This window comes from Serratia odorifera (assembly GCF_041448735.1).
Lineage (GTDB): Bacteria > Pseudomonadota > Gammaproteobacteria > Enterobacterales > Enterobacteriaceae > Serratia_F > Serratia_F odorifera.
In genome coordinates, this window is the sequence record NZ_JBGMUT010000002.1 from 485,970 (window position 1) to 499,834 (window position 13,865).

15 protein-coding genes are annotated in these 13,865 nt (G+C 58.4%); 7 read left to right on the plus strand and 8 right to left on the minus strand.

What is annotated here, in order from left to right:
• Positions 1–9: 9 nt before the first annotated feature.
• The 5 genes from paaE to paaA form a co-directional block, all read right to left on the minus strand.
• The gene (gene paaE, locus ACCC84_RS08365; RefSeq protein WP_273871526.1) at positions 10–1,068 is read right to left on the minus strand and encodes a 1,2-phenylacetyl-CoA epoxidase subunit PaaE; all 1,059 of its coding nucleotides are present in this window, start codon (positions 1,066–1,068) and stop codon (positions 10–12) included.
• 70 nt (positions 1,069–1,138) lie between these two features.
• Positions 1,139–1,636: a 1,2-phenylacetyl-CoA epoxidase subunit PaaD gene (paaD, locus tag ACCC84_RS08370; protein ID WP_004961238.1), complete on the minus strand. Its 498-nt coding sequence runs from the start codon at positions 1,634–1,636 to the stop codon at positions 1,139–1,141.
• 8 nt (positions 1,637–1,644) lie between these two features.
• Positions 1,645–2,403 carry a 1,2-phenylacetyl-CoA epoxidase subunit PaaC gene (gene paaC, locus ACCC84_RS08375; protein ID WP_039991939.1) on the minus strand — a complete coding sequence of 253 codons (759 nt, stop codon included), beginning with the start codon at positions 2,401–2,403 and terminating at the stop codon, positions 1,645–1,647.
• An 8-nt stretch (positions 2,404–2,411) separates the two neighbouring features.
• Positions 2,412–2,699 carry a 1,2-phenylacetyl-CoA epoxidase subunit PaaB gene (paaB, locus tag ACCC84_RS08380; protein WP_039991941.1) on the minus strand — a complete coding sequence of 96 codons (288 nt, stop codon included), beginning with the start codon at positions 2,697–2,699 and terminating at the stop codon, positions 2,412–2,414.
• A gap of 23 nt (positions 2,700–2,722) precedes the next feature.
• On the minus strand, positions 2,723–3,658 hold the full coding sequence (gene paaA / locus ACCC84_RS08385) for a 1,2-phenylacetyl-CoA epoxidase subunit PaaA (protein ID WP_198772958.1): 936 nt from the start codon (positions 3,656–3,658) through the stop codon (positions 2,723–2,725).
• Between the two features lie 317 nt (positions 3,659–3,975).
• Here paaA and paaZ point away from each other — a divergent pair, with 317 nt between their 5' ends.
• Entirely contained in the window at positions 3,976–6,048 is a 2,073-nt protein-coding gene (paaZ, locus tag ACCC84_RS08390; protein WP_198772957.1) for a phenylacetic acid degradation bifunctional protein PaaZ, read from the plus strand.
• Between the two features lie 143 nt (positions 6,049–6,191).
• Entirely contained in the window at positions 6,192–7,289 is a 1,098-nt protein-coding gene (locus ACCC84_RS08395; RefSeq protein ID WP_039992673.1) for an AAA family ATPase, read from the plus strand.
• 18 nt (positions 7,290–7,307) lie between these two features.
• Here the strand turns inward: ACCC84_RS08395 and ACCC84_RS08400 are convergent, their stop codons facing one another.
• Both ACCC84_RS08400 and ACCC84_RS08405 read right to left on the minus strand, forming a co-directional pair.
• Complete coding sequence (locus ACCC84_RS08400; RefSeq protein ID WP_050763118.1) at positions 7,308–8,852, minus strand: sensor domain-containing diguanylate cyclase; 1,545 nt, start codon at positions 8,850–8,852, stop codon at positions 7,308–7,310.
• A 155-nt stretch (positions 8,853–9,007) separates the two neighbouring features.
• Positions 9,008–9,427 (minus strand): VOC family protein, encoded by a 420-nt coding sequence (locus ACCC84_RS08405; protein WP_039991942.1) that lies wholly within the window; start codon positions 9,425–9,427, stop codon positions 9,008–9,010.
• 252 nt (positions 9,428–9,679) lie between these two features.
• On the opposite strand from ACCC84_RS08405, the gene ACCC84_RS08410 reads away from it, so the two are divergent.
• From ACCC84_RS08410 to ACCC84_RS08430, 5 genes are all read left to right on the plus strand, one after another.
• On the plus strand, positions 9,680–10,453 hold the full coding sequence (locus tag ACCC84_RS08410) for an SDR family oxidoreductase (RefSeq protein ID WP_004961256.1): 774 nt from the start codon (positions 9,680–9,682) through the stop codon (positions 10,451–10,453).
• A gap of 55 nt (positions 10,454–10,508) precedes the next feature.
• Complete coding sequence (locus ACCC84_RS08415) at positions 10,509–11,411, plus strand: LysR family transcriptional regulator (protein WP_198773027.1); 903 nt, start codon at positions 10,509–10,511, stop codon at positions 11,409–11,411.
• Positions 11,412–11,932: 521 nt separating this feature from the next.
• Entirely contained in the window at positions 11,933–12,130 is a 198-nt protein-coding gene (locus ACCC84_RS08420) for a glycine zipper domain-containing protein (protein WP_004961261.1), read from the plus strand.
• A gap of 15 nt (positions 12,131–12,145) precedes the next feature.
• Positions 12,146–12,394: a GlsB/YeaQ/YmgE family stress response membrane protein gene (locus ACCC84_RS08425; protein WP_004961263.1), complete on the plus strand. Its 249-nt coding sequence runs from the start codon at positions 12,146–12,148 to the stop codon at positions 12,392–12,394.
• A gap of 100 nt (positions 12,395–12,494) precedes the next feature.
• Positions 12,495–12,899, plus strand: a complete 405-nt coding sequence (locus tag ACCC84_RS08430; RefSeq protein ID WP_004961265.1) for a YidB family protein — start codon at positions 12,495–12,497, stop codon at positions 12,897–12,899.
• Between the two features lie 3 nt (positions 12,900–12,902).
• Here the strand turns inward: ACCC84_RS08430 and ACCC84_RS08435 are convergent, their stop codons facing one another.
• A complete protein-coding gene (locus ACCC84_RS08435) occupies positions 12,903–13,835 on the minus strand; it encodes a LysR family transcriptional regulator (RefSeq protein WP_371901740.1) in 933 nt (310 codons plus the stop codon).
• Positions 13,836–13,865 lie beyond the last annotated feature (30 nt).

Genomic DNA, 13,865 nt, shown 5'->3' on the forward strand with positions numbered 1-13,865 from the left:
CCAAGACTCCTATACGTCGAAATCCAGCACCACGCCGTCGCCCTTTGGCCACGACTGGCAACTGAGTACATAGCCGGCGGCGAGCTGATCCGCTTCCAGGCTGTAGTTGACACCCATTTCCACTTCGCCGGACGTCAGCCTGCATTTACAGGTGGCGCACACGCCTCCTTTGCAGGCGTACGGCAGATCCGCGCCCTGGCGCAGCGCGGCGTCGAGGATGCTGTCATCCTGGGCGGTGACGTCGATGTTCAACCGGCGGCCATCGAGCAGGATCTCTACCCGCGTGGCGTCGCGCCCGGCGTCGCGTTGCGGCCGCACGCTGCGGCCACCGGTGTTGAAACGTTCGCTGTGGATATGTTCGGCTGGCATGCCGGCCTGTTCCAGTACGCTATGGGCCTGGTCCATCATTGCCTGCGGTCCGCAGATAAAGGCGTGGTGGTAATCGCGGTAATCGAGCAGCGTGCGGCCCAGCGCCAGCAGACGTTCACCGTCGATGCGCCCGTTGAGCAGCGGACTGTCCTGGCTTTCCTGGCTGAACAGGTACAGCGGCTGAAAGCGTTGCGGATAGCGGTTTTTCAGGTCGGACAGCGCTTCCTTGAACATCATCGAACGGCTGCTGCGGTTGCCGTACAGCAGGGTAAAGCGGCTGTGCGCTTCCGCCTGTAACGTGGCCTTGATGATCGACAGCATCGGGGTAATGCCTGAGCCGGCGGCGATAGCCAGGTAATTACCGTGTCGCTCTGGCTGCGGCTGGTAGCCGAAGCGCCCCTGCGGCAGCATCACCTCCAACGCATCGCCGACCTGCAACGCCTGATTGACGAACGAGGAAAAACGCCCCTGTTCCACGGCCTTGACGCCGATTTGCAGCAGCCCCTCCTGCGGCGCGCTGCAGATCGAATAGCAACGGCGTAACTCTTCGCCATTCACCTGAGCCTTTAACGTCAGGTGCTGACCGGGGGTATAACGGTAGTGGCCTTTGAGTTCCTCGGGCACGCGCAGGGTGATGGCTACGGCATCCGCGGTTTCGCGCTCAATGGCCGCGACGCTCAGGCGATAAAAGGTCGTCATGGTGTTCTGCGCTCCTGTCCTTCGATATTTGCCGCCGCCAGTCTGGCTGATGGCGCATTGCGGGAGGTCTTTAGATGCATTTGAAATAATCGAACGGTTCGCGACAGGCGCGGCAGCGATACAGCGCTTTGCAGGCGGTGGAACCGAACTCGCTGATTTTCTCGGTGTGTTCACTGCCGCAGCGCGGGCAGGGTACCGGGCCGTGGCTGAGCGGTCGGTCGCAGCTGTGACCCTGCGGCGGCGCCACGCCGTATTGCCGCAGCCGGGCGCGCGCTTCGGCGTTCATCCAGTCGGTGGTCCAGGCGGGATCGAGGCGTACCTCAACCCTTACCGGGCTGAAACCGGCCTCGAACAGCTGGCGTTCGATCGCCTCGAGCAGAAATTCAGTCGCCGGGCAGCCGGAATAGGTTGGCGTAAAGGTGACGCGCCAGCCGGTACCCTCGGCTTCCACGCTGCGCACCATGCCCAGATCGGTGATCGACAGCACCGGCAACTCCGGATCGCTGATCTGTTGCAGGCAATGCCAGATTTTTGGAATTTCAGCCGGTTGCAAACGATTCATGGTCATCGGCGTGTCTACCAGCGGCTATCTGGATAGGCGCGTTGCAGAAACTGCATTTCCGCCAGCATGAACCCGAGGTGCTCGGTGTGCTGTCCCTGTTTGCCGCCGAAACGAAAGGCCGGTTGCTGTGGCAGGGTTAGCGTAGCCTGTTGCAGCGTTTCGCTGACCAACGCCTGCCACGGCTGCTGCAACTGGCGCGGATCGACGGCAATGCCCCGTTCGGCCAGTTCGATTTCGTTGTCATCGGCGTGAAACAGTTCGGCGGTGAAGCGCCACAGCGCGTCCAGCGACTGCTGGATCTTCTGATGACTGGTTTCGCTGCCATCACCCAGGCGAACCATCCAGCCACGACTAAAGCGCAGGTGGTATTCCGCTTCTTTCAACGATTTTGCGCCGATTGCCGCCAACCGTGGATCGCGACTGCGGCTCAGCTCGCGATGCAGCAGCAGGTGATAGGCATCTAGCAGGAACTGGCGCACCAGCGTGTCGTTAAAACCGCCGTTCGGCTGTTCCGCCAGCAGCAGATTATGAAATTCACGTTCGTCGCGGCCAAACGCCAGCGTGTCTTCACTGTGCGGCGGCCCCAGTAATTCGGCGGCATAACCGAGGAAGTTGCGCGCCTGCCCCAGCAGGTCGAGCCCCACATTGGCCAATGCCAGATCGATCTCCAGCTCTGGCGCATGACCGCACCAGGCGCACAGACGCTGTGCCAGAATCAGCGGCGTATCGCCCTGGCGCAAAATGTAGGTAATGCGTGGATCGCGTTGCGTCATGAAGAGCCTCACATGTTTTTGATGCCGTCGGGAATGGTATAGAACGTCGGGTGTCGATAGATCTTGTCATCTGACGGATCGAAAAACGCCGCGCGATCTTCCGGCTGTGAGGCGATCAGATGGCAAGATTGCACCACCCAGATCGAACAGCCTTCGTTGCGGCGGGTATAGGCGTCGCGGGCGTTTTCCAACGCCATCTGGTCATCAGCGGCGTGCAGGCTGCCGACGTGGCGGTGCGCCAGACCTTGTTTGCTGCGAATAAACACTTCGTATAACGGCCATTCAGCGTGGGTCATCGGGATCTCCTCATCCAGGGGCGTCATGCTGCCTGATTGCCTTTTGCCGCGTGGGCCATGGCGCCTTCGCGCACCCAGTCGCCTTGCTGCCAGGCGTGACGTTTGGCTGCAAGGCGTTCGTGGTTGCATTGGCCCTGACCCTTGATCACCTGAAACAGTTCGTTCCAGTCGATGTCGCCAAAGCGATAATGGCCGGTGGCTTCATCCCAGCGCAGATCGGTATCCGGCGCGCTCATGCCCAATGCCTCCAGTTGCGGCACGGTGTTGTCGACAAATTTTTGGCGCAGCTCGTCGTTGCTGTGGCGCTTAATCTTCCAGGCCATGCTTTGCGCACTGTGCGGCGAGTCGCTATCGCTCGGGCCAAACATCATCAGTACCGGCCACCAGAAACGGTTGATGGCGTCCTGCAGCATGGCCCTTTGCGCGCTGCTGCCGTTGGCCAGCGCCATCACCGCTTCGTAACCCTGCCGCTGGTGAAAACTTTCCTCTTTGCAAATCTTCACCATTGCGCGGGCGTAGGGGCCATAGGAGGCGCGGCACAGCGCCACCTGGTTGACGATGGCTGCGCCATCCACCAGCCAGCCGATAACGCCGACGTCAGCCCAGTTGAGGGTGGGGTAATTGAAAATCGACGAATATTTCATCTTGCCATCCAGCATCTTCTGGTAGATATCCTGGCGTGAACAGCCGAGGGTTTCAGCCGCGCTGTACAGGTACAGTCCATGACCGGCCTCATCTTGCACCTTTGCCAGCAGCACCGCTTTACGGCGCAGGGTGGGGGCGCGCGTCAGCCAGTTGGCTTCCGGCAGCATGCCGATAACTTCCGAGTGGGCGTGTTGGCCTATCTGGCGGATCAGGTTCTGGCGGTAGGCATCTGGCATCCAGTCTTTCGCTTCGATGGAAATATCTGCCGCGATCTTGTCGTCGAACAGCGCTTCATGTTGGGCTTTTGTTGCCATGCCAAACCTCAATATGGTTCGTTAATTTTATATGATGATAAAAATATGAATCATTTAAAGTAACCGTAAAGCTACAATCCGATAACAAAAAGATCAAACGGGATTATTATGGTTTTGCGATACCCATCACAAGGTTAATTGTTATCTTATTGTTTTCAATCAAATTAAATAAGGTAATTTAAAAGCGCGACCGCTGTAATTGAAGCGTTACGCTGGCTTTGTTTGTTTTTTGTTAAATATAATCTTGGCGTTGATTGGCAAATATATGATACGTAATTATCATTGTTGTTGTGATTTTATGAACTCAGGAGAGGCAGATGCAGCAGTTAACCAGTTACCTTACCGGCCAGTGGCTGTTCGGTCAGGGGAAAACGCGCCAGATCGCTGATGCCGTGACCGGCGAACCCTTGTATCAGGTGTGCTCGGACGGCTTACCGCTGGCTGACAGTCTGGACTATGCGCGCCAAAAAGGCGGGACGGCGCTGGCGCGCATGACCTTCCAGCAGCGCGCGCAAATGATGAAAGCGCTGGCAAAGCATCTGTTGGCCCATAAAGAAACGCTGTATGACATCGCTTATCAGACCGGAGCGACGCGCAACGACAGCTGGGTCGACATCGAAGGCGGCATCGCCACGCTGTTTTCATACGCCGGGCTGGCTGGCCGCGAACTGCCTGACGATACCTTGTGGCCGGAGGATGAACCGATCCCGCTGTCGAAACAGGGGCAGTTTGCCGCGCGCCATGTGCTCACGTCGCGTCCTGGCGTTGCACTGCACATTAACGCGTTCAATTTCCCCTGTTGGGGCATGCTGGAAAAATTGGCGCCAACCTGGCTGGCCGGTATGCCAGCCATTATCAAACCCGCGACCGCCAGCGCGCAGGTGACGCAGGCGATGGTCAAGCTGATGATTGACAGCGGCCTGTTGCCGGAAGGCGCCTTACAGCTGATTTGCGGTGGCATTGGTGACATGTTTGCCCATCTGGACTATCAGGACGTGGTTACCTTTACCGGCTCGGCGCAAACCGGCCAACGGCTGCGTTCGCATCCGCGTTTGCTGGAGAAATCCATTGCCTTCACCATGGAGGCGGACTCGCTCAACTGTTGTGTGCTGGGGGAGGACGTCACGCCGGAGATGCCGGAGTTCGGCTTGTTCATTAAAGAAGTGTGCCGTGAAATCACCAGCAAGGCGGGGCAAAAATGTACTGCAATTCGGCGCATTATGGTGCCGGCCTGCCAGGTTGCGGCGGTGCAGCAGGCTTTGTTGCAGCGTCTGACGCGCGTGACGGTGGGCGATCCGCGGCTGGAGCAGGTGCGCATGGGGGCGTTGATCGATCTGGCACAGCGCGATGACGTCCAGCAAAAAGTGGATCTGCTGCTGCATAATGGCTGCGAACCGCTGTGCGGCGGCACCTTCCAGGGCGTTGAAGCGTTGGGCAATGGCGGTGGCAAAGGGGCGTTTTATCCGCCGACCCTGCTGTACTGCGCCGAACCGTTCAGCCATACGGCGGTGCATGAAACCGAGGCGTTCGGCCCGGTGGCCACCTTGATGCCGTATCAGACCAGCGAACAGGCGATTGATTTGGCGCTGCTGGGGCGCGGCAGTTTGGCCGGTTCGCTGGTCACCGCCGATCCGTCACTGGCCAGGCGATTCGTCCGGGCGGCGGCCTGCGCGCATGGTCGCCTATTGGTGCTCGACAGCGCGTCGGCGACGGAATCCACCGGCCACGGCTCGCCGTTGCCAATGTTGCTGCATGGCGGGCCGGGGCGTGCCGGCGGCGGGGAGGAGCTGGGTGGCCTGCGGGCGGTCAAGCATTACATGCAACGCAGCGCGATCCAGGGCAGCCCGACGATGCTGGCGGCGATTGGCAATGAGTGGGTGCGCGGCGCCGAGGTGGTTGAGCAACCGATTCACCCGTTCCGTAAATACTTTGAACAGCTGCAGATTGGCGAGAGCCTGCTGACCGCGCGGCGTACGGTGACCGAAGCCGATATCGTCAATTTCGCCTGCCTGAGCGGCGATCATTTCTATGCGCATATGGACAAGATTGGCGCCGCGGAATCGCTGTTCGGCGAGCGGGTGGCGCACGGTTACTTTGTGGTGTCTGCCGCCGCCGGGCTGTTTGTTGATGCAGGCGTCGGGCCGGTGATCGCCAACTACGGCATGGAAAACCTGCGTTTTATCGAGCCGGTGAAAATCGGGGATACCTTGCAGGTTCGGCTGACCTGCAAGAAGAAGATCCGCAAACCGCAAAAAAGCGCCGAAGATCGCCCGCACGGCGTGGTGGTATGGGATGTTCAGGTGCTGAACCAGCACCAGCAGGCGGTGGCGCTGTACAGTATTCTGACGCTGGTGGTTCGCCAGCAGGGAGATATTGCTGCCGGGCAGTAAGGCCGTGCGCGCTCTGAGGGCGCCACGCCTATTGCTGCGTCGAGCGCCAGGCTGTCGGCTTTTGCCGCCTGGCGCAAGCCCGCGGCATTGCCTGACGCCGTGCCATGTTACACTGCGCCATGGTCCTCATTGCTAATCTGTCTATGACTATCCAACGGTTAAATCTCAAGGGCTTTCGCTCGATTCGCGATATGCAGCTCGATCTTGGCAGGCTGAACGTGATCAGCGGCCCGAACGGCTGCGGCAAGTCCAACCTGTACAAGGCGGTGCGCTTGATCCATCAGGCTGCCGCCGGCAGGTTGTCGACGGCGCTGGCCGAGGAGGGAGGCATTCCCAAGGCGATGTGGGCCGGTGGGCTGCGGCCGGGCGAGCGGCGCGGCGACGCCCGACGCATGGTGCTGTCGGCGACGATGGATGACTTCGACTATGAACTGCAACTGGGCTTCCCGGAACCGAGCAGCAGTCTGTTTACCCTCGATCCGCTGGTCAAGCAGGAATCGTTATGGCTGAGCGGCCACGGGCGGCGCGCCTCGACGCGCATTTTGGAACGCCGCAACCAGACCGCGTTCCTGACCAATATCGACGGTGAGCGCATCAGTTATCCCGTCAGTCTGCATGCCGAAGAATCGGTGTTTGGGCAATTGGCGGAGCCGCATCTTTATCCGGAAGTCTCGCAGGTGCGTGAAAACCTGCTGCAATGGCGTTTTTATCATGAATTCGCCGTCTGGCCAGGCTCGCCTCTGCGCGCACCGCAGGTCGGCATCCGCTCACCGGTATTGGCGCACGACGGCAGCAATATGGTGGCGGCCTTCCAGACCATCCGTGAAATCGGTAATGGGGCGCTGCTGAAAGAGATTCTGATGCAGGCGTTCCCGGACACGGTGTTCGACGTCGAGGCACCGCAGGGGCTGTTCCATCTGCTGACCTATCGAGAGGGCATCTTGCGCGCGCTGGATGTGGCGGAGTTGTCCGACGGCACGCTGCGCTTTCTGTGCCTGGCGGTTGCACTGTTGAGCCCGCGTCCGCCGGCTTTCATTGCCCTGAATGAGCCGGAAAACAGTCTGCATCCGGATTTACTGCCCGCGCTGGCGCAGTTGATTGCCGAAGCCAGCCGCTACAGTCAGCTTTGGGTTACCAGCCATTCGCCGGCGCTGGCGGCGATGATTGCCCGGCACAGTGAGGTGACGCACTACCGTTTGGCGCAACGGCAAGGGGAAACGGTGTTAACCGATGCCAGCTAGTGGCGATGCCGTCTCTTTTCAGCCGCTGCATACCCGGTTTTTGCCGTTCTCTTTTGCTTCGTACAACGCGCCATCGGCCTGATTGACCAGACTGATGGGCGTGTCGCCGTATCTTTGCGGCACTTTGGCGCACAGGCCGATGCTGACGGTGATCATCCCCAATGGGCTGCCCGAGTGGGGGATGTGTAATTGCCGCACCTGCGTCAGCAGGCGTTCGGCAACGGCTAACGCGCCAGCGTTGTCGGTATCTGGCAGGATAATCGCCAGCTCTTCCCCACCATAACGCGCTATGACATCGCCGGTGCGCGTGGACAGGTTTTGCAGCAGTTGCCCCAGCTGCTGTAGGCAACGGTCGCCGGCCACGTGGCCATAGATGTCGTTGTACTGCTTGAAGTAATCAATATCCAGCATCAATAGCGCCACGCTGCGCGCATTACGCGCCGAACGGGTAATTTCGCTTTTCAATGCCATATCAAACTGCCGTCGGTTGGCCAGCCCGGTCAGACTGTCCAATAGCGCCATCTCTTCCAGCGTCTGATTCATCAGGGTGAGCTGGTCACGGGTACGCACCAGTTCGGCTTCGGTTTGCACGCTATGATTGATCTGGCGAATCAACACCAGGCCCAGCACCAGTAGAATTCCTAACAGCACCAGGCCGCCCAACACAAACAGCGTGGTATCGCTGCGCCAGCCTGCCAACGCATCGTTTCGCGACAGCCCGGCGGCGATCACCAGCGGATAACGCTCGACGCGGGAATAACCGTAAATGCGTTCCACCTTGTCGTAACGCGAGGTCAGGGTGGCGTTGCCAAAGGTCGAATGCGGCAGGATCCTGCTGAACAAAATGCCATGGGAAATATTCTTGCCGATCGAGCTCGGGGAATAAGGGCGGCGATACAGAATGGTGCCGTCCGCCAGCAGCAGACTGAGCGATGCGTCGTTATCCAGCGCGAAGTCGTCATAAAACTGGCGGAAGTAGTCGACGTACAAGGTTGCCAATACCACGCCGCCAAAACTGCCGTCGGGGTTTTTCAGTCGGCGCGAAATCGGGATCACCAAATCACCGGTGGTACGGCTACGAATCACCTGGCCAATATAGGGTTGGTCGTCATCATGGGTTTGATGGTATTGGAAGTAGGCGCGATCGCTGTTATTGGCCAGGGTCGGGACATTGCCAAACGAAGTGGCGATCCAGCGTCCCTGCGCATCATAGATAAAGCTGCCGTGCAACTGCGGGGCGTTTTCCACCTGTGCCTGCATCACCTTGTGCAGCCGTGACCGCTGGGCTGGACCGCGCCCGTCATGGTCGAGACGTTCGGTCAACTCAAGCAGATTGTTATCCACCTGCTTGAAGGTGTCATCGGCATGTTGTGCCAGGGAACGCGCCAGGTTGGAAGAGGTATTTTCTGCCGTTTTCAGATCTATCTGCCGCGCATGCCATATTTGCCAGGTGTTAAGCACGATCAGCGTAACGGCGACGATAATAACGAAAACGGCGGCTTGCAATAATAGCGGTGAGTTTTTGTTCCGCTCCGGCGTCGGTGATTGCGGCGTTGGTATCATGTCATCCTTGTGCATAGCGCAAAATAGCTGGCGGATAACAACAATCTTAAACGCAGTTAAACGATTTTGCCGTGCCGAGCGCCGCCAGCCGGGAAATATTATCGCCCCAGGGCCATTGGAAGCAGTGCCACGGCGCTACGCGGCACTGTTTGCCGTTATTCGACGTTGACCATCCAGTTTACGCCAAACTTGTCGGTCAACATGCCGAATCCCTTGGCCCAGAACGTGGGTTGGTATGGCATGGTAATATTACCGTCCTGCGCCAGCTTGTGGAACAGTTCGCGGCCCTGCTCGACATCGTCCGGGTTCAGCGACAGGGAATAGCCCTTGTGCGTCACCGCAGCGTCGCCTTCTTGCGGGCAGCCGTCCGAGGCCATCAGTCGGCTGTCGCCGATGCGCAGGCAGGTATGCATGATGGATTCCGGATCCATTTCCGCTCCGCCCTGTTGTTTGGCCTCTTCGGGCATATCTTTGTAACGCATTGTCATTTCCACTTCCGCACCCAACTGCTGGACATAAAAATCAACCGCCTGTTGGCAACAGCCATCAAAAAAAAGATAAGGTTGAATCTGCATGACGTTGACCTCGCTAGTGGCTTGCCACCCCCGCTGTATCAGGGACTGGCACAATAGTTTCCGGCGGCGATAGTCACCGCAGGTAACCTATCAGTGTAGTCCGGTTCAGCGTGATTACCGGGCGAGCGCTCACGCTAGCGCTATTTATTCTCATTGAACGAAAAAATGGGAGAGTGCATCCCGTTTCGCGCAGATTATCTGTTCGATAACTGTTCCTATACTGACAACACCTTCACAAAAGGAGTTATTGCAATGGGTAATCAATCTTTAAGCGGAAAAGTGGTATTAATCGCTGGTGGTGCGAAGAACCTCGGCGGCCTGGTGGCACGAGATCTGGCGCAAAACGGCGCCGCGGCGGTGGTGGTGCACTATAACAGCGACACCAGCCGGGCTGCGGCAGAAGAGACGCTGGCGGCGGTACAGGCTGCGGGAGCCAAGGCGATTACCGTGCAGGGCGATTTGTCCAAACCGGACAACGTGGCACGCCTGTTTAGCGAAGCGGTACAGGCGTTTGGCAAAGTGGATATTGCCATCAATACTGCAGGTTTGGTGATTAAAAAGCCGATTGCCGAGGTGACCGAAGCGGATTATGACAGCAGCTTTGACGTCAATGCCAAGGCGGCGTTCTTCTTTATCCAGCAGGCGGGCAAGCATTTGGCGGACAATGGCCGCATTGTGACCATCGTCAGTTCCCTGTTGGCCGCCTACACGCCGTTCTATGCGGTGTACCCAGGCAGTAAGGCGCCGGTAGAGCACTTTACCCGTGCGGCGTCGAAAGAGTTTGGCGAACGTGGCATCAGCGTGAACGCCATCGGGCCAGGGCCGATGGATACGCCGTTCTTCTATGGGCAGGAAAGTAAAGAGGCGGTGGCTTATCACAGCAGCGCCGCCGCGCTGAGCAAATTCTCGAAAACCGGCCTGACCGATATCGAAGACATTGCGCCGATCGTCAAGTTCCTGGTCACCGATGGTTGGTGGATCACCGGCCAGACGCTGTTTGCCAATGGCGGCTATACTACCCGGTAATCGTTCTACCCGCTGCGGCGTTCGACCGCAGCGCTTTTATCAGCATGAGGCAGCGGTGGATAAGATAGGGAGATTGCGGGTATTTATTCAAGTGGCCGATGTTGGCAGTTTTGTTCGCGCATCGGAGCTGTTGTTGATGCCGAAAACCACGGTTTCCGCCGCCATTCAACAGTTGGAAAACGAAATGGGGGCGCGGCTGTTCCACCGCACGACGCGTCGGGTGCAACTGACCGGCGACGGAGAGCGCTTATTGGAACACGCCCGCAGTTTGCTTGACGACGTGGCGGCGCTGGACAATCTGTTCCAGCCGGCGGGCTCGCCGATCGGTGGGCGGCTGGCGGTGGACGTACCCAGCCGCATTGCGCGGCGTATCATCGTGCCGGCGCTGCCGGATTTCTTCTTGCAGTATCCTGATATTGAACTGTTTCTCAGCTCCAGCGATCGGACGATCGATCTGGTGCAGGAAGGCATGGATTGCGTGGTGCGCGTCGGCAGTCTGAGCGACAGCAGCCTGATAAGCCACACGCTAGGGCAGTTGAGCATGGTCAACTGCGCCAGCCCGACGTATTTGCAACGGCACGGCACGCCGCAGGATAACCGCCAACTGGCAGATCATTGGGTGGTGGGGTATGCGCAACCGAGCCTGCTGTCGGCCAATTGCTGGCAGTGGCGGCACAATGGTGAAACCGTTGAACATACTCTGCGCAGCAAGGTCACGGTCAACAATGTGGAAAATTACATTGGCAGTTGTCTGGTCGGCATGGGGCTGATCCAGATCCCGCGTTTTGATATTCAGCATTTCCTGGATGACGGTAGCCTGGTGGAAGTGCTGCCGCAGGCGCGCGCGCCGGCGATGCGCATTTCGTTGTTGTACCCGCATCGCCGCCAGCGTACGGCGCGTTTTAGCGCCTTTGCCGACTGGTTCAGCGGTTTGATCACACCGTTTTGTGAAGGCTGATGGCCGTCAATATAGCGGCGTTTCGCGCTCGGCTGCGGACATCTCGCGCAAGCATCGCGAGACATTGCGTCGCGCGATGCTTACCCGGCGGCGCATGAAAGTGCAGGGCAATCCAGCCCATCCCAGGATCAAGGCGATAAATAGGGGAAAGGGCGTCATGCCAGCAGGTAAAGCATGCCGGGGCCGATCCAAAGCAGCCGGGAACGTGGGTGCATCAGCGGGCGCTCAAAAGTAGGGCTTAAGCGCATTTATGTTTATTTTCATGATGTTAGGTAAAATTATCTCCATAGGGGATTTGTTGACTCATACTATAATCCACCCTTTGCTCGCGATTCTTTCCTGTTATGCCCACGCTGGTCGCCGCGATCTTCCCCGGGGTTCAATGCGGTGAAAATCAGCCGGTTGGCATGGGTAAACCGCTGATTTTTGACTATAGTAATAGAGTGCAAATGCGTTTTAGCGCAGATAAACCGGTAAGGCTTAACCTGAACTTTTCAGACTGCGTAATATAAGGAACTGAAATGTTTGCTAAAAATGACGTAAAAGATCGGGTAGACTCTGTACGCGACAGCGCCAGGGGTAGCGCGTGTGAAGTGCGCGCCAGCCTGAAGGATGCTGCCGATCAGTCCTGTAGTTATATTAAGGACAACCCGTGGGCTGGGGTTGGCGCCGGAGCCGTTGTCGGCTTGGTGATAGGTTTTCTTTTAGGCAAAAAGTAAATAGGGAGAGTACAAATGGGCATCATTTCCTGGATCATTTTTGGTTTAATCGCCGGTATCCTGGCTAAGTGGATCATGCCGGGCAAGGACGGTGGCGGCTTTATCATGACCGTCATCCTCGGGGTTATTGGTGCGGTTGTCGGCGGTTGGATCAGTACCCTGTTCGGTATGGGACGCGTCGATGGCTTTAACCTGGGCAGCTTCGTTGTGGCTGTAATCGGTGCCTTGGTGGTGCTTTTTGTCTACAGAAAGATCAGAAGCTAATCAGGGGCTGATCAACGAGGGTCGCCGCGGCGGCCCTTTTTCGTTTAAACACAGGTGACGATCGTGCGCTGAGCATCGACGATCGGAAAAGGGGAATACCATGGGGTTATTAGATGGCGCATTAGGCGGCGTGCTGGGCAATGTTCTTGGCGGCGCGCTGGGTAATGGCGGTAAGGGCGGCATCGATATCGCCGCCATTCTGCAATGGGTCGAGCAACAGGGCGGTCTGCAGGCGATCGTGACTAAACTGCAACAGGGACAACTGGGCGACATTGTCGGTTCGTGGCTCGGCAACGGTGACAACCAGTCGATCAGTGGCGATCACGTGCAGCAGGCGTTGGGCAGCGATGCGATCGCGCAACTGGCGGAGAAGCTGGGGGTTGATCAGACCCAGGCTTCCGATACCCTTGCGCAACTGCTGCCGGCGCTGACCGACAAAGCTTCGCCAAACGGTGAAGTCAAGCAGGACGAACTGGCCAATTACGTAGGCAAACTGTTCAGCTAAGCCTTATGCCTCCGGTTTCTCGCCGGAGGCATTACCGACCTCCATCCCGTCGACACTCTCCAGCGATCGTGCCAGATAATCCACCCAGGCACGCACTTTGGCCGGAATAAAACGTGCCGCCGGGTAGACCGCGTGCAGCGCCATCGGCGGATAATGATACTCCTCCAGTACTCGCACCAGGCTACCCTGCGCCAGTTGCCGACCAATCAGCGGCCGTTGCGCGCCGCCGATGCCCAGTCCACCTTCGAGGGCGGCCAGCAAGGCAAACGAGTTATTGGCGCGGAATACCGGGCGCAGCGGGATCAGCGTCGCACCCTGCGGACCGATCAACGTCAGCGTGTCGTCAATGGCCGCCCCACTGAATCGAACGTGCGGATGCTGGCTGAGTTCCTGTGGCGATTGCGGCGTACCCTGCGTGGCGAGATAACACGGCGCGGCAACCAGCATACGCTGCATGGAGCCCAAACGGCGCGCCACCGTACCCGGTGCATGCAGCTCGCCAAAGCGGATTGCAACGTCGATGCCCTCAGCGCTGACGTCTGCCAGCCGGTCATCCAGCAGCAGTTCAATGCGCAATTCGGGATGCAGCTGTTGAAACGCCACCGCCAATGGCGCGATATGCGCCTGACCAAAACCGCTTGGCGCATGCACGCGCAGATTGCCCTGCAGCCGTTGGCTCAGGCCGTGCAGCGCGTCTTCGACCTCAACTACCGCAGCCAGAATCGGCTTTATCTGTTGATAATAACGCTGGCCGGCCTCGGTCGCAGTGACGCTGCGGGTGGTCCGAAACAGCAGTAGCGTGCCGAGCTGCTGCTCCAGGCTGACGATCTGCTGGCTGACCGCCGGTTGCGACAGTTGCAGGCTGCGTGCCGCCGCTGACAGGCTGCCGAGTTCTACCACCCGCACAAAGGTGTACATGGCGTTCAGTTTGTCCATCTGATTTCCATTAATAGTATTTTCTTATAA